The organism is Pedobacter miscanthi (assembly GCF_003315595.1).
Lineage (GTDB): Bacteria > Bacteroidota > Bacteroidia > Sphingobacteriales > Sphingobacteriaceae > Pedobacter > Pedobacter miscanthi.
Map to the genome: position 1 here is coordinate 40,508 of NZ_QNQU01000011.1, position 16,760 is coordinate 57,267.

Here is a 16,760-nt window from a genome sequence, read left to right on the forward strand (position 1 = left end):
GTCTCCACGAAACGGAATAATCTTCTTTACGCTACCTCTTCTGTAATTACTTTAGCCTCTTCTGTTACCTCATCTTTCTCTATACGCAGGTTCCGGATAATGTGCTGTTGCCTGTCGGGTGTATTTTTACCCATATAATATTCGAGCAGACTTTTAATGGTCTGGTCTTTCAGGATAACAGGGTCAAGCCTGATGTCTTTTCCTATAAATAAGCCAAACTCATCTGGTGAGATCTCTCCCAAACCTTTAAATCGTGTAATTTCAGGCTTGTTGCCAAGCTTTTCGATGGCATTTTTACGTTCCTCGTCACTATAGCAATAAATCGTTTCCTTTTTGTTCCTCACCCTGAAAAGTGGTGTTTGTAATATATAAACATGCCCGGCTTTTACCAGGTCAGGGAAAAACTGCAAAAAGAATGTCATCATCAGCAAACGGATGTGCATACCATCTACGTCGGCATCAGTTGCAATGACAATGTTGTTATAATGAAGCCCTTCTAAGCCATCCTCAATATTTAAAGCATGCTGTAAAAGGTTAAATTCTTCGTTTTCGTAAACCACTTTTTTGGTCAATTCGTAACAGTTTAACGGTTTACCTTTTAAACTAAATACGGCCTGGCAATCTACATCACGCGATTTGGTAATCGAACCCGATGCCGAATCTCCCTCGGTAATAAATAAAGTAGTTTCGTAACGTTTCTCGTGCGTGGTATTAAAATGCACCTTACAATCGCGGAGCTTTTTATTGTGTAACGATGCTTTTTTAGCCCTGTCGTTAGCCAGTTTTTTAATCCCGGCAATATCTTTACGTTCACGCTCAGATTGTAGAATTCTTTTCTCTAATGCATCCGCAACCTCTTTGTTTTTATGCAGGTAATCATCCAGTTCTTTCTTAACAAAATCGTTGATGAAAGTAGCTACTGATGGCCCCTCTGGTCCCATATTCTGCGAACCTAATTTAGTTTTAGTCTGCGATTCGAAAACCGGCTCCTGTACGCGAACAGAAATCGCTGCAATAATTGATGAGCGCACATCGGCTGCATCAAACTCTTTTTTGTAAAACTCACGAACGGTTTTCACTACCGCAGCCCTAAACGCTGCCTGGTGTGTTCCGCCCTGTGTAGTATGCTGTCCGTTAACAAACGAGTGGTAATCTTCGCCATATTGCTGTCCGTGGGTCATGGCAATTTCGATATCCGGACCAATCATGTGGATAATCGGGTAGCGGATTTCTTCAGGCTTATTAAATTTAGAAAGCAGATCATATAATCCTCTTTCCGAAAAATATTTCTGGTTATTAAAATTTACGGTTAAACCGGTATTTAAGAAAACATAATTCCAAACCATGCTCTCCACAAAATCAGGAATGTAATGGTAGTTTCTGAAAATGGTTTCGTCAGGGTAAAAAGTAATTGCCGTACCATTTCGCTGGGTGGTATCGATAACGGGCTGCTCATTTACAATCTCACCTTTAGAAAACTCTACTTTTTTGGTTTTTCCATCGCGGTACGATTGTACAGTGAAACTTGTAGAAAGGGCATTTACGGCTTTGGTACCCACCCCATTTAAACCTACTGATTTTTGAAAGGCATTGCTATCGTATTTACCACCGGTATTGATCTTGCTCACACAATCGATTACCTTACCCAGTGGAATACCCCGACCATAATCCCGAACATTTACTTTCTGCTCTGAAAGGGTAATTTCAATGGTTTTTCCGGTACCCATTACAAATTCATCGATAGAATTATCTACAATTTCCTTTAATAAAACGTAAATACCATCATCCTGGGCAGAGCCATCGCCAAGTTTACCAATGTACATCCCCGGACGAAGCCTGATGTGCTCTTTCCAATCTAATGAACGGATACTGTCGTCGTTATAAATTACTTCTGCCATACTGTGTTTTATCTGCTCTTCATTTGAAAACCCTGCATTTTTGATTTGCAAAGCGATGAAGATTTTGTAGAAATAATCCTGATGACTGAAACTAAAAATATTTTCAAATATGCCCGTCAGAATTATCTTACAATAATAAATTTATTATGCGAGGCTGGCAAATGAAAATTTCCACATGTGAACAATGATGGAAAGTGATGGATGATGGAAGAGGTAAAATGGATGATGGGCTAAGCGCTAAACGAACAAATACACAATTGACCAGTGAACTAATAACCAGTAAACAAATCACAACATCCAAAATAGTTCCACTTTCCAACATATTTAACAATGAACAAATGACCAGTGAACTAATGAACAAAACATTTCAACATATCGAACAGAGTAGCTCTTCTACCCTTCAAACATTCTCTCATTCAATCATTCAATTTTCCCTATCTTCATCCCATAATTAATTCCCTTATCAATGCAACAAAAAAAGCAGCTTTCGCTATTCGATTTATCCATGATTGTGGTGAGTTTGGTTATTGGAATGGGCGTTTTCCGTACACCGGTAAATGTTGCCGCCAAAGCGCAGATTCCGGAGCTGTTTTATCTTGCCTGGTTTATCGGTGGTTTTGTAGCTTTTTGTGGCGCATTAACCTACGCCGAAATCGGGTCGCGTTTTCCGGTTACGGGCGGTTATTATAAAATATTTTCTTCTGCTTATCATCCCTCTATTGCCTTTGCCATTAATTGTATTGTAATTATTTCGAGTGCAGCTTCGGTAGCGGCCATTTCGATCATTGGTGCAGAGTACCTGAGTAAAATTATTTTGCCAGCAGCCAATCAGACCGAAACTTACCGGGTAGCCATAGCCATCACCACCATTCTGGTATTCTATATTATTAATCTTTTAGGTTTAAAAGCGAGTTCTAAAACGCAAAATGTATTAACGGTAATTAAGATCGGAATGATTTTAATGTTGATTTGTGCGGTATTTTTCGGCGGACAAACAGAAACAGTTACTCCAGTTTTTAAAACGGCAACAGGAGCTTCACCTACCTGGAGCGATTACGGAAAAGCGCTGGGTTTATGCCTGATTGCCGTTTCGTTCTCCTATGCGGGTTATGCCCAAACCATCAATTTTGGTGGTGAGGTTAAAGAGGCTAAAAAGGTAATTCCACGTTCTATCATTATCGGTTTAACCATTATTGTTGCCTTGTACCTGGCCATCAACTATGTTTATGTAAAAGTAATCGGTTTCGAAGAATTAAAATCGGCCGAAAGCATTGCGGCAATTTTAGCTTCAAAAATATTTGGTCCGGCGGGTTTTAGCGCACTTTCAGTAATCATCTTTTTCTCGGTAATGGGTTATGTAAATGTAAATTTATTGAGCAACCCACGGGCCATGTTTGCCATGGGCGAAGAAGGTGCCCTGCCTAAAATATTCAGCCGGATGAATAAAAAAACCGAAGTAATTACAGTGAGTTTAACCGTTTTTACGGTAATTGCGGTGGTCATTATCTTTTATGCCAAAACCTTCGACAAGATTTTAAATTATACCATCTTTTTAGAAAGCATCAGTATGGCCAGTTCGGCAGCCACAATTTTTATCCTGAGGAAAAGAACGGCACATCTTGATAAAAAAACCATCTATACTGTTCCATTATATCCTATATTGCCTATCATATTTATTGCTGCTTATACATTTGTGGCCTTCAGTATTTATGCTGATGACCAAAATGCGGCACTAAATGGTTTATATATTTTTGTTGGCTTTCTGGCAATCTATTTTGTGAGCAGGTGGTTTAATAAGAAATAGTTTTATTCCCGGTTCAAACCTCGCAGGTTTTAAAAACCTGCGAGGTTTAGTTAGGCAGACCTAAGTAAAATAAACCTGATTGGAATGAACATCCCGATTTTTCATCGGGATAAAATGGAAAGCAGGACTGATTTAACCTATAAACACAGAAACCTGCTTTTCGAAAAATAAAGAATTAATTTTAGCATTTTTAATGAACAAAACACTCTCTTTAAAACAGGAAATTGCTTATGCTGCCGGTATGATCGGTTGGAGTACAATGACAAACATTATCATTGTAATGCTCCCCTATTTTTACCTGCCACCAAGCAACGCAGGCTTACCACCTTTGGTGCCACAACTTGTTTTACTGGGTGCTTTCAATATCCTTTCTATCATTGCCGCATCGGGCAGGCTGGTTGATGCCATTTACGATCCTTTTATAGCCTCGAGGAGCGATGCCAGCACAAATAAAAACGGCCGCAGGATGCCTTTTATGAAATGGGCCATTGTTCCGGCCATGCTTTTCTGCGGACTGGTTTTTTATCCTATCCAAAAAACAGAAAGCCTGCATAATGCCTGGTGGTTAACCCTTACACTTTGTTTGTTTTTTATATCGGTTACCACTTATATTATCCCGTATAATGCTTTACTGGCCGAAGTAACCAATACACCGAGGCAAAAAGTTAAACTATCCAGCTACCAGCAGGTTGGTTTCGTGATCGGGATTATTTTATCGGCCTGTACCAACAACTTTGCCGATCTGGTTGAAGCCAATTTCCACGTGGCTAACCGCAGCGAGGCCATTCAAACGGCAATTTGGGGTTTATGTATTTTATCGGGAATTGTCATGTTATTACCGATCTTTTTCATTAACGAAAAAGAATTTTCTGTCGCCAAGCCCACGCATATTCCCTTATGGCCAGCTATAAAAAGCACCTTTAAAAACAGTAATTTCAAATATTACCTGATTTCCGATTTTGCTTTTTATACCGCGTTGAGCATTATTTCGAGTGGTTTGTTATTTTTCTGTACCGTATTGTTGGGTTTACCCGAATCGGAAGGCGGCAAGTTTATGGGCGCTATGGTAATGGCCTCCTTATTGTTTTACCCCATTGTAAACTTTGGCTCGGCAAAAATTGGCAAAAAACCATTTGTATTACTCGCTTTTGCAGTACTTTGCCTGATATTTGTAACCATTTTCTTTTTAGGCAAATTGCCTTTCGGGCCGCATACACAGATTTACATACTGGTATTATCAGCATCTTTTCCTTTAGCGGCTTTGGGAATTTTACCAACGGCAATCCTCGCCGATATTGCGCAAAAGGATACGCTGGAGACCGGCGAAAACCACGAAGGTATGTTTTTTGCCGTTAAATATCTTTTTGTTAAACTTGGACAAACATTGGGTATTGCTATTTTCGCCATGCTCACCATTTATGGTAAAGATCCGGGAAATGATTTCGGGCTGCGCCTAAACGGTATTGTAGGTTTTGGGCTTTGTTTAATTGCCCTGCTGTTTTTTAGTAGATTTAAAGAAGAGAGGTAGCTGAGCGCTAAGGTTTAAGCATTCGGCGGATATATTTTTTTGAGAAATGAACGAATCACTCATACAAAAAGACTTTAGATTAAGATATAAATCATTTCTAATTACCGAAAACGGACTTGAGGTAAAGCAAAAAAGCCTGCTTTCATCGAGTGAATACCTGATCACGTACGAAAATGTTGGCACGAGAACTTATACAGATAACAGGGGTATTTATGGTCTCTTATATTCGTCAGCAATACTGGGTATGATTTCGGTATTAATGTATGTACTCAGAAATGAAGGAGAAGATGTGGAAAGTTCGGCCAGTTTATTCTATTCAGGATTATCAGCGATACTCTTTATTTTATTTTTAGTTACCTATAAAAGGAATTTTTATCTGGTAAAATACGGAAATGTGGATCCCATTGAGTTTTTACAGCATCAACCATCAAAAGCAGAGGTTAATGCGTTTATCGAAACGCTTAAAACCACCAGAAATGAATTCTTGCTCAATAAATACGGTAAAACAAATTTTAGTCTTAGTTATCAGCAAAACCATCAAAATCTTGCATGGTTATCAAATAATGAAGTAATCAATAACCAGGAGTTTAATAATATGGTTAATAAGCTAAATCTGGAAATGCAGCAGCAGCCAAATAAAATAAGCTTCGATTTTAGCCTAAATTAAAAACTTCTGCAATCAATCATCAACTTAGCATAAAATACATGGACAGAATAATGGCACTACACCACTTCACCCTGCCCATGTACAGCATTCTTATTAAGTATTTTTAGTAGCCCGGGCTTTGTTTAAGTGTACCCTTACTCCGGTCGATCTGATCCTGAGGTAAAGGAAAATACTCGTCCCTGCTTTCTATACTAATGCCTTTTAAATAGTCGAAATATCCGCCTTCAAAAGAAAAATAGCTTTCAAGTGTTTGTTTGGCTATGCCCCAGCGTACCAGATCGAAAAACCGGTGTCCTTCCATCGCCAGCTCAAGCCTGCGCTCAAACCGAACTGCGTTCCGGGCATAGGTATCATTTGGAAATGAAGTGTACGGACTTACTTTATATGCTGCTGCCGGTGCACCATTTACCTGTTGCGGGGTGATTTTTGCTGCCCTGGCCCTTACTATATTTACGAGGGTTAAAGCTCTTGGCAGATCGCCTTTTTCTACCGCACATTCGGCAGCCATGAGGTAAACATCGCCCAAACGGATCAGGTTTACATTTAAGCCGGTAACGTTAGTGGTTCCCGGTGCTGTTCCGCTGGTAATCTGTGCTGCCTCAATGGTATTTTTAACGGCAACAAAAGGCCCTCCATTAGAAGCATCACGGATCCAGGTATCGCCGGCCATTATTCCCCAATCGCGGTAAGGAACACCACGCCTGCCTATGGTAGATTCGATACGCGGATCAAAAGGCAGGGTTTTATCTACCACATAATTGTCTTTTGCGCTTCCGGTTAATCCAAAATCCGATTTATAGGGATTGGTTCGATAGCTGCCATCCAATAGCGGCAAACCAGCTATATCTACCTTAAAAGAATTGGCCAGATCAATAGAAGGCTGGAAGAAACCACAGCAGTTGATCGGTGTATTGCCATAAGGAAAATTCAGGATATCGCCTACATTTCCATTGTCTCCACCCGTACCATCGGTACCAACCGAATGCTGTACAGACATGATCGTTTCAGGCCCGTCTTCCTTTGTAATGTCGAAATTATCTGCATAAGGCATGGTGGTTAAATCAGGTTTAGCCAAAATTACAGCGTTCAGCAGGTCATAGGCTTCCGGATATTTTTTCTGGTACAGAAACACTTTACCAAGGTAAGCCTGTGCAGCATATTTATCCACTCTCCCTTTCTGGTTTTTAGGTTTGATGGTGCTCAGGTTAGCTACAGCGAACTGAAGATCATCTACAATATTTGGGTAAATGTCTTTATCGTTTGGAACAAAGGTACCGCTGCTGGCCTCGGTAACATAAGGCACCACTTTAAATACCCTCACTAAAAAGAAATAATAATGTGCACGCAACAATCGGGCTTCGCCCTGTATTTCTTTAGCGCGGGCATCAGCAAATTTGGCTGAGCCATTACCTGACTGTAAATTCGCCAGTATTTTGAGGGTGTTGTTACAGCGTTGGATCCCCTCGAAACACCTGTCCCAAAGGTTGGATAAATTATCATTGGTACTGGTTGGCGAATGTTGTTCAATGGCATTCATCGGGGGCTGATCGCCAACACTACTGCCTTTATGAGCATTATCTGAAGCCACTTCTCCAAACAGCCATTGACTGGGTGCGGCGCCATAATTGCCATAAGTACCATTTACATTACCGTTAAGCAATGAATAAGCACCTACCAGTAAACCTTCTACACCATCCTGTGTGGTTAATTGCTCTTCGGTAAGTTCGCCCTGTGGCTGCAGGTTCAAAAATTCCTTTTTACATGAGAAAGTAGAAAAGATCAGAAAAGAGAGCAGGATATATTTTATATGTTTCATCTTTGTTTCTTTTAATTAAAATCCAACATTAATACCAATTAAAAACTGACGGGGAGAAGGGTAAACACCCTGATCTACGCCCGGCGCAGAGAAGGTATCCGTAATCTGGCTCACCTCCGGATCCATGCCGGTATATTTGGTGATTGTAAATAAATTGGTTGCACTTACATATACCCTCAATTTGCTGATGGGCGAATTTGCACCAAATGCTTTAGCAGTAGGGATCGAATAACCAAGCTGTATGTTCTTTAACCTTAAAAAACTTCCATCCTGAATATAATAGCTCGATGAGGCAAACTCCAGATCCGAAGCACCGGCATAAGCAGAAGGTATTAAACTGCTTGGGTTTGAAGGGCTCCAGGCATTTAATAACCTGGTACTTTTGGCACCATCAAAAGATGGGAAATCGGTAAAATAGCGTGTGGCCTGAAAAATATCATTGCCCTGAACGCCATAAATAAATGCGGCAATATCAAAGTTTTTATAAGATGCATTTAAATTTATCCCAGCGGTAAAATTAGGATTCGGATCGCCGATAATGGTCCGGTCTTTCGGATCAATTACCCCATCGCCATTAATATCCTGGTAGCGTAAACCACCAACCCTGGCGCCTGAATAGGATGCATTGTTCTGGATATCAGCAGTGCTCTGGTAAATCCCTGCAGTTTTATATCCAAAAAACGATCCAAAGGGTGCACCTTCCTGCAATACACTGGTTTGCAAACTTCTGTAATTACCATAAATCTGATTAAAAATACCCGGGGCCAATCTTACGATTTCATTTTTGTTTTTAGAGAAATTCAGCCCAACATCAAATTTAAATGGGCTATCATCCTTGATTCCATAATGATAAGCAACATTAAATTCGATCCCTTTATTGCTCATGTCGCCGATATTTACAAATGGCGAACTGCCCAAACCAACCACGCTGGATGGTAAAGGAAGATTATAAAGCATATCTGATGTTTTTTTATTGTACCAGTCAACCGATCCATCAACAGCTCCGCCCAGTAAACTAAAATCAAGTCCGATGTTGAGCGCTTTTAACGATTCCCATTTTACGTCGGCATTTTGATAAGCATTTTGCCATACCCCGGTGGTTAGTCCATTTCCCCCTCCAACAGCATAGGCCGAATTGATGATCGAACTCTGGAAACGGTTAATATACTGATAGGGAGGTATCCGTTGATTTCCAGTTTGGCCATAACCTACACGAAGTTTCAGGTCGCTTATCCATTTAACACTTTTCATAAATTCCTCTTCCGATAATCTCCAGGCCACACTTCCTGCCGGGTAATTACCGTATTTATTGTTAGGTCCAAAATTCGAAGATCCATCACGTCTGAAGGTAATACTCGCCAGATAACGGTCGTGATACGAATAATCTACTTTTCCGAATAAAGAGAACAGCGAACCGATAGAGCCAAAACTCGTATTGCTGATGTTGGAAGAACCGGTACTGAGGTAATAATAATCCTGATTACCGATAATAAAAAAGTCATTTCTACCTGCGTTTAACTGTCGCGACCGTGATCTGATTGCTTCTGTACCGATAAGTATATTTACACGATGTAATTCGTTAAAAACCTTACTGTAATTTAAAGTATTTGTCCAGGTCCATTCCGTATTGTAGCCCTGATATTCGTTCAGGTTGTTGGAATTGTTACCTTCTGAAAATTCCAGATTTGGATAACGCATAGACAGGCCGTTAAAATTTTCGTACCGCAAACCAAAGTTGGTTCTTAAAACTAAGCCCGGAAGGATATCGCCTTCGGCAAAAACGTTTCCGAAGAAAAAGTTGCTTTTGTTTTTATTGTCCTTGGCCCTGAAAAGAAAGGCAAGCGGATTTTCGGCATTTCCTAACTGACTTCCACGACTACCGGCAAAATTTCCGGCAATATCATAAACCGGGATAATGGTTGGAATACGGTATGCCCAGCCCAATGCACTGCCCTGGTCCTGGTAACTTCCGGGAGTGTTGGGATTAACACCAAAGCCATAGCCCTCCGAATAGCTATACTGCGCATTTTCGCCAAAACGGACATGTTTGTTAAAAGCAGAAATGCTGGTATTCGACCTGAAATTATATCTTTTAAAACCAGTATATTTTATGGTTCCTTGCTGATCAAGATAGCCGCCCGAAAAACTATAGGTAGCGTTTTCGCCACCCCCAGTGGCACTGATCTGATAGTTCTGGATGGGGGCAGATTCTGTAATCTCATCAAACCAGTTGGTTCCTTCCTTATTTGCCCTTGTAATCTGGTAAAACAGATTGGGATCGCGGCTATAGTTATATTTAGACGGATCGGCATCAGCAGCCGTAACATCCTGCCCCAGTTTTGAGCCTGCCACCAGGTAATCGGGCAGTACAGGTGTGGGTCCCGATCCATAATTTTTTCCTGCTGCAATGGCTTTTCCCGCATTTTTATAGCCATCAAACACATATTGGGCATATTGCTGAGGGTTCATCATTTCAGGAAAACTTCCTTTCCGTGGCGCCTGCGTGCCATAATAAGAATCGAGTGTAATTTTTGGCGGTCCGGCTACCCCTTTTTTGGTGGTGATGATTACTACACCATTATTGGCCCGCGATCCGTAAATAGATGCGGAAGAAGCATCCTTCAAAACCTGCATGCTTTCGATATCGTTCTGATTAAGCCAGGATAACTTACCTTCAAAAGGCACTCCATCAATTACGTATAGTGGTTCGTTGTTATTGATGGTACTGATACCCCTGATACGGATTTGCGGGGTAGAACCCGGTGCTCCATCATTTATAATCTGTACCCCGGTTGCCTTACCCTGCAAAGCTTCAACCGCACTGGCTGCCGGCTGGGCTTTTAACAGCCCCATACTCACTACAGCTACCGCACCGGTAAGATCTTTTTTCCGCTGACTCGAATAACCGGTTACCACTACTTCAGATAATTTGTTGTTTTCGGCCAATAAAACGATAGTTATATTGCTCTGACTGCCTACAGTAACTTCTTTTGATCCGTAACCGATAAACGATATTACCAGCACATCGGCTGGTTTTGCCGCAATAGAAAATGCACCGGTTGCATCAGTTGTGGTACCCCCAGCTCCGTTTTTGATTTTTATTGTGGCCCCAACTATAGGAAGTTTATCGTCGCTTGCGGTAACTTTCCCTGTTACTTTAGATTGGGCACCTGCCTCAATTGCAAACAGCATACCGAGGCACAAGAGAAGATAACTCCTCCTGAAGAAAGATAGGTTTTGTTTCATAGGTTATAATGATAGTTAATGATTATTATGGGCTTTGCACTTAAAAAATTGCCAATACATGGCCATGCCGCTATAATATTTGCAGCTTTTTTCACTAATAAAGTTGAATGCTTAAATCTGCTAAATGCGGAGCAGATGTTTCAAAATCGACTTTTTACAATTGGGATGTACTGTTTTTTTCATAGTGTAGTAATTGGTTAGATAGAAGTGGGATAATTATATTATCTACATAGTTAATTTATAATACAATGTAATAAAATTAAAAAATACACATATAACAAAATAAATATACAAAAATAAAATTATCAGATACATTAAATTACTACAAATTCAGTTTTAAGTGGCAATAGGCTACGCATTCAAATCGATAGAACGCGAAAAAGAGCAATGCTTTGTATATGTTCACGTTTTCCACATTTAATTTGTACCTTTGCCGCCGAAGCAGGAATAAGGGCTTGTCATTCTGAATGACATATTCTCTCCGCAAGTTAGTCCTTCAATAAATGATCGTTCTAGCTTCTTCGATAAATATTACATAGAAACATACATGTTATTCAAAGAATTAAACCTCATTGAGCCGATTTTAAAGGCCCTTGAGACCGAAGGTTATACACAACCTACACCTATACAGGAGCAATCTATCCCAACCATATTAAAAGGAAAAGATTTATTGGGCTGCGCACAAACCGGTACCGGAAAAACCGCTGCCTTTGCCATTCCGATGTTGCAGTTACTGCACGAAAAACACATCAATACCAAAGCTACCAAAAACATTAAGGCCCTGGTTTTAACGCCTACACGCGAACTGGCCATCCAGATTGAAGAAAGTTTTAAAGCTTACGGACGCCATTTAAACCTGCGTCACTTAGTGATTTTTGGAGGTGTAAACCAGCACTCGCAAGTAGAAGCACTGAGAAAAGGTGTTGATATTTTAGTAGCAACACCTGGTCGTTTATTGGATTTAATGAACCAGGGATTTATCAGTTTGAATACCATCGAACTATTCGTTTTGGATGAAGCCGATCGTATGCTCGATATGGGTTTTATCCACGATGTGAAAAAAGTGGTGGCCAAATTACCTGCAAAACGCCAGACTTTGTTTTTCTCCGCAACCATGCCTGATGAAATTCAGAAACTGGCCAACACCATTTTATCAAGCCCCACGAAAGTAGAAGTTACCCCTATTTCTTCAACAGCCGAAACGATTGTTCAATCGGTTTACTTTGTTGATAAGCCTGATAAGAAAAAATTACTGATCCATCTTTTGGAAGATAAAAATATCCAGACGGCACTGGTATTTACCCGTACCAAACATGGCGCCGATCGGATTGTGAAAGATTTGGCCCATGCAGGGATTAAAGCAGCTGCCATACATGGAAATAAATCGCAAAATGCCCGTCAAAGAGCTTTAACCGATTTTAAAGACCGCAAAATCCGTGTGCTGGTAGCTACCGATATTGCTGCGCGTGGTATTGATATTGATCAGTTATCTCACGTTTTCAACTTCGAATTACCGAATATCCCTGAATCTTATGTACACAGGATTGGCCGTACAGGTAGAGCGGGTGCAAACGGAATAGCCATTTCATTCTGCGATGCCGAAGAAAACGAATACCTGTTGGATATTCAGAAACTGATTAAAATTACCCTTCCGGTTGTTGATGATCATCCTTATCCCTTAAGCTGGGAAAACATGCTGGCCAAAAACCAGGTTAAACGCAAACCACAAGCGCAATCAAAAGGTGGTGGCGGCGCCAAAAAGAGCGGCGATGGCAACATGAGCGGCAAACCGCGCAACGCCAGTAATAACAGGAGATTTGGCGGAAACAGAAGGAAAAGAGATTAGTTTTTAAGCTTAAAGACTAAGGCGGAAAGACTAAAGATTTCCCACATATATATTAAAACCCAAGTTGTAAAATACAGCTTGGGTTTGTTTTTTTAACACATGCGAACATGATAATTATTTGTTGAAAATAATGTTTTATAAATGCCTAGTCCAGATCGATCGTCATGCTGAATTTATTTCAGCATCTTTCGCAAAATAGACCCTGAAATAAATTCAGGGTGACGAGCTCTGTATTCTAAAAAACTGATTAAAATATCATAAAATGAGAACAAAAATCCCCGAATTAATAACTCAACTCGGGGATTCTCTTTATAAAAATTGCAGGAAGCTTTCTGCTTTGGTCTATAAGCTTTCAGCTCACCTAAACCACCACATTAATAATCTTTCCTTTAACGAAAATGATTTTTTTAGGCGCTTTTCCATCTAAAAACTTCTGGAAGTTTTCATCAGCCAATAAAATGCTTTCTACCTCTGGCTGAGCTAAAGTTAAACCGAGGTTCAGGTTCATTTTCATTTTGCCGTTGATCGAAACCGGATAAGCAAACTCATCTTCTACCAGATATTCGGGTTTAAATGTCGGATACGCGGTGTATGATAAAGTTCCGGCTTCATTACCCAATAATACCCAAAGCTCCTCACAGATGTGTGGCGCATAAGGTGAAAGAATAACCACCATATCTTCTAAAACCTGACGGTTTTTGCATTTCAGATCGGTTAATTCGTTTACCGCAATCATAAAGCTCGATACAGAAGTATTGAACGAGAAACGCTCGATATCATCCTGCACTTTTTTTATGATTTTATGTAATGCTTTTAATTCTGCTTTGTTAGGTACCGCATCGTTTACATGGAAAGTCCAGTCTTCGTTGTGGAACAAACGCCAGAATTTGCGCAGGAATTTAAATACACCTTCAATACCATTGGTATTCCACGGTTTGCTCTGCTCCAACGGACCTAAGAACATTTCATACATCCGTAAAGTATCGGCACCATAACGCTCAATCAGGTCATCCGGATTAACCACATTGAATTTTGATTTCGACATTTTTTCTACCTCAACACCACAGATGTATTTTCCACCTTCAAGAATAAATTCTGCGTTGGCATACTCTTCTCTCCAGGCTTTAAATTTATTCAGGTCTAAAATATCGTTTTCAACAATGTTTACATCAACGTGCAGTGCAGAGGTTTTATAATCTTTTCTTAAACCGGCAGAAACATAAGTATTGGTTGGTTTTCCGTTTTCATCATTAATACGGTAAACAAAATTACTTCTGCCCTGGATCATGCCCTGATTGATCAGTTTTTTGAAGGGTTCTTCCTCTTTGGTATAACCTAAATCTTTCAAAAATTTGTTCCAGAAACGGCTGTATAATAAGTGACCGGTAGCATGTTCAGAACCACCGATATACAAATCCACATCTTTCCAATATTCAACTGCTTCTTTCGAAGCGAAATCGTTATTGTTATTGGCATCCATGTAACGGTACCAGTACCAGCTACTTCCGGCCCAGCCCGGCATGGTGCTCAGTTCGTAATGACCGCCATCTTCTGGCAACCAGTTTTCGGCCCTCGCCAAAGGTGGTTCACCTGTTTCGGTCGGTAAATATTTATCAATTTCTGGAAGCAATAATGGCAATTCTTCTTCTTTTACCAGATAAGGCAATCCATCTTTAAAGTAAACCGGAATTGGCTCTCCCCAATAGCGCTGGCGACCAAAAATCGCATCACGCTGGCGGAAATTCACTTTTGCCTTGCCTGCTCCTTTTTCTTCTAACCAGTTGTTTAAAAACGCAACGGCTTCTTTATAGCTTAATCCGTTAATGAAACCAGAATTGATGTATGTGCCTTCTTTAGTTGGGTCGGCCTGAACATCTATATCTTTTTGTGCATCTAAAATCTGTACAATCGGTAGGTTAAAGTGTGTGGCAAATAACCAATCGCGCTGGTCGCCACTTGGCACGCCCATTACCGCACCTGTTCCGTAACCTGCTAACACGTAATCGGCAATCCACAACTGTACACGTTCTCCGCTAACCGGATTGATCACATAAGTACCCGTAAAAGCACCCGAAACTGTTTTGGTATCGGCCATACGGTCTAACTCTGATTTCTTTTTGGTTAGCGAGATATAATTTTCTACATCCTGTTTTTGTTCAGCAGTAGTTAGTTCGGCAACCCATTCGTGTTCCGGAGCCAGTACAAGATAGGAGACCCCGAAAATAGTATCCACACGGGTAGTGAAAACTTCAATCTGCTTATCGTTTCCTTCTACCTGAAATTTCACTGATGCACCCACACTCTTACCAATCCAGTTGCGTTGCATCTCTTTAATCGGCTCTGGCCAATCGATAGTATCTAAACCTTGCAATAAGCGGTCGGAGTAAGCAGTAATCCTCATGCTCCACTGCATCATTTTCTTTTGCTCAACCGGGAAACCACCACGTTCAGAGAAACCATCTTTCACTTCATCGTTGGCTAAAACCGTTCCTAAGGCAGCGCACCAGTTTACGGTGCTTTCGCGAAGATAGGTTAAGCGGTATTTTAGCAATTCGATCTGTTTTTCCTCATCCGTAAAGGTTGCCCAATCGCTCGGCATAAAAGATTTGGTATCATCATCGCAAACCGCTTTGACATCGGCGGTGCCGGATGCATTAAATTTTTCGATTAGCGTGGTGATATCTTCTGCCCTATCATTCTCGATATTATACCAGGAGTTGAATAGTTGCATAAAAATCCACTGCGTCCATTTATAATAAGATGGCTCACTGGTACGCACTTCCCTGCTCCAATCAAAAGAAAAACCGATCTGATCTAACTGGCGGCGGTAAGTTGCAATGTTTGCTTCAGTGGTAATGGCAGGGTGTTGCCCTGTTTGTATCGCATATTGCTCTGCAGGTAATCCGAATGAATCGTATCCCATTGGGTGCAATACGTTAAAGCCTTTAAGGCGTTTGTATCTCGAAAAAATATCAGATGCAATGTAACCCAGTGGGTGGCCAACGTGCAAACCTGCCCCTGATGGATAAGGAAACATATCTAACACATAATATTTTGGCTTTTCAGAATTACTTTCGGCTTTAAATGTTTGATGATCTGCCCAGAATTTCTGCCACTTTTGCTCTATTTCTTTGAATTGATAATCCATTGCAAGTTTTAAATTTTTAAAGGGGCGAAAATACGGAAATTAAGGGGCTTAAAAAAGCAGATAAACGATATTATTTTGCCAAGAAAAATGCAGAATTAGGTGTGCTGTCAGATGTTACCATCTGATCCTTCTAGGCTAAAAAGTTTATTTAAGGTCAGCTATCAAAAATCGACACCATAGCCAGCAACAGCCTGTAAAAGAAACTAAATCGAAATAAATGGGTTAATTTATTATTTAGTATCTTCGTATATCAAAAATGAGCGGCCATGACACATCTTACAATTGAAAATAAGAAATACGTACTCATCCCTGAAGAAAGTTATCAAGAGCTACAAAAAACAGCAGCCTTAAAACATCATCCCGAAAAAACATTTTCTATTAATGAGGCGAGAGCCCATAGTAAAAAGTTAATCGGAAAATGGGCTACAGAAAAATAACGATTAAAGAATCTGTCGCAGAGAGTATTGCCGAAATCTCCTGGTTTCTAGAATCTGAAGGGCTTCCCGCCACAGCAGAAAAATTTGCCGAAGAAATCTACGATTTCATTGAAACATTAGGTGACAATAGAAAAAAATATAGAGCCTGTAGAGAGCCGCAAAGAATTTTGATGGGCTATAAATGCATCTCGTACAAGAAAAAATATACTATAGTTTTCATCGAACTAGATAGCGAAATCATTTTTTGCGAATTTATTTCGTCAAAAATGATTTATTGGTAACTCAGCGAGGCAGGTGTAAAATTTGCTTCACAGTTAACAACTAACACCATATTACATAAAAAAATGCCCCATTGATCTAAAAAAACCAA

Annotated in this window: 10 protein-coding genes; 6 read left to right on the plus strand and 4 right to left on the minus strand. The window is 40.3% G+C overall.

From position 1 onward, the window contains the following. Positions 1-26: 26 nt before the first annotated feature. Positions 27-1,898: a DNA topoisomerase IV subunit B gene (locus tag DRW42_RS13945; RefSeq protein ID WP_113949573.1), complete on the minus strand. Its 1,872-nt coding sequence runs from the start codon at positions 1,896-1,898 to the stop codon at positions 27-29. Positions 1,899-2,364: 466 nt separating this feature from the next. Here DRW42_RS13945 and DRW42_RS13950 point away from each other — a divergent pair, with 466 nt between their 5' ends. From DRW42_RS13950 to DRW42_RS13960, 3 genes are all read left to right on the plus strand, one after another. Then, positions 2,365-3,702, plus strand: coding sequence for an APC family permease (locus DRW42_RS13950; RefSeq protein ID WP_113949442.1), 1,338 nt, complete (start codon positions 2,365-2,367; stop codon positions 3,700-3,702). Between the two features lie 193 nt (positions 3,703-3,895). Next, a complete protein-coding gene (locus DRW42_RS13955; protein WP_113949443.1) occupies positions 3,896-5,230 on the plus strand; it encodes an MFS transporter in 1,335 nt (444 codons plus the stop codon). A gap of 46 nt (positions 5,231-5,276) precedes the next feature. Continuing rightward, complete coding sequence (locus tag DRW42_RS13960) at positions 5,277-5,897, plus strand: hypothetical protein (RefSeq protein ID WP_113949444.1); 621 nt, start codon at positions 5,277-5,279, stop codon at positions 5,895-5,897. A 103-nt stretch (positions 5,898-6,000) separates the two neighbouring features. Here the strand turns inward: DRW42_RS13960 and DRW42_RS13965 are convergent, their stop codons facing one another. Together DRW42_RS13965 and DRW42_RS13970 are read right to left on the minus strand one after the other, a co-directional pair. Further along, on the minus strand, positions 6,001-7,713 hold the full coding sequence (locus DRW42_RS13965; RefSeq protein WP_113949445.1) for a RagB/SusD family nutrient uptake outer membrane protein: 1,713 nt from the start codon (positions 7,711-7,713) through the stop codon (positions 6,001-6,003). A gap of 15 nt (positions 7,714-7,728) precedes the next feature. Then, positions 7,729-10,959 carry a SusC/RagA family TonB-linked outer membrane protein gene (locus DRW42_RS13970; protein WP_113949446.1) on the minus strand — a complete coding sequence of 1,077 codons (3,231 nt, stop codon included), beginning with the start codon at positions 10,957-10,959 and terminating at the stop codon, positions 7,729-7,731. A gap of 547 nt (positions 10,960-11,506) precedes the next feature. Between DRW42_RS13970 and DRW42_RS13980 the strand changes: the two genes are divergently transcribed. After that, positions 11,507-12,805 (plus strand): DEAD/DEAH box helicase, encoded by a 1,299-nt coding sequence (locus DRW42_RS13980; RefSeq protein WP_113949448.1) that lies wholly within the window; start codon positions 11,507-11,509, stop codon positions 12,803-12,805. Between the two features lie 361 nt (positions 12,806-13,166). Here the strand turns inward: DRW42_RS13980 and leuS are convergent, their stop codons facing one another. Beyond that, entirely contained in the window at positions 13,167-15,953 is a 2,787-nt protein-coding gene (gene leuS / locus DRW42_RS13985) for a leucine--tRNA ligase (RefSeq protein WP_113949449.1), read from the minus strand. 266 nt (positions 15,954-16,219) lie between these two features. On the opposite strand from leuS, the gene DRW42_RS28800 reads away from it, so the two are divergent. Both DRW42_RS28800 and DRW42_RS13990 read left to right on the plus strand, forming a co-directional pair. Beyond that, the gene (locus DRW42_RS28800) at positions 16,220-16,390 is read left to right on the plus strand and encodes a hypothetical protein (RefSeq protein WP_158544350.1); all 171 of its coding nucleotides are present in this window, start codon (positions 16,220-16,222) and stop codon (positions 16,388-16,390) included. Then, the gene (locus DRW42_RS13990; RefSeq protein ID WP_113949450.1) at positions 16,372-16,671 is read left to right on the plus strand and encodes a type II toxin-antitoxin system RelE/ParE family toxin; all 300 of its coding nucleotides are present in this window, start codon (positions 16,372-16,374) and stop codon (positions 16,669-16,671) included. Before DRW42_RS28800 ends, DRW42_RS13990 begins: the two co-directional genes overlap by 19 nt. Positions 16,672-16,760 lie beyond the last annotated feature (89 nt).

Bases quoted from the DNA above. Each gene is read 5' to 3' on its own strand.
- DRW42_RS13980 (WP_113949448.1), top strand. From the start codon at position 11,507: ATGTTATTCAAAGAATTAAACCTCATTGAGCCGATTTTAAAGGCCCTT.
- DRW42_RS13970 (WP_113949446.1), bottom strand. From the start codon at position 10,959: ATGAAACAAAACCTATCTTTCTTCAGGAGGAGTTATCTTCTCTTGTGC.
- DRW42_RS13950 (WP_113949442.1), top strand. From the start codon at position 2,365: ATGCAACAAAAAAAGCAGCTTTCGCTATTCGATTTATCCATGATTGTG.
- DRW42_RS28800 (WP_158544350.1), top strand. From the start codon at position 16,220: ATGACACATCTTACAATTGAAAATAAGAAATACGTACTCATCCCTGAA.
- DRW42_RS13990 (WP_113949450.1), top strand. From the start codon at position 16,372: ATGGGCTACAGAAAAATAACGATTAAAGAATCTGTCGCAGAGAGTATT.
- DRW42_RS13965 (WP_113949445.1), bottom strand. From the start codon at position 7,713: ATGAAACATATAAAATATATCCTGCTCTCTTTTCTGATCTTTTCTACT.
- DRW42_RS13955 (WP_113949443.1), top strand. From the start codon at position 3,896: ATGAACAAAACACTCTCTTTAAAACAGGAAATTGCTTATGCTGCCGGT.
- leuS (WP_113949449.1), bottom strand. From the start codon at position 15,953: ATGGATTATCAATTCAAAGAAATAGAGCAAAAGTGGCAGAAATTCTGG.
- DRW42_RS13945 (WP_113949573.1), bottom strand. From the start codon at position 1,898: ATGGCAGAAGTAATTTATAACGACGACAGTATCCGTTCATTAGATTGG.
- DRW42_RS13960 (WP_113949444.1), top strand. From the start codon at position 5,277: ATGAACGAATCACTCATACAAAAAGACTTTAGATTAAGATATAAATCA.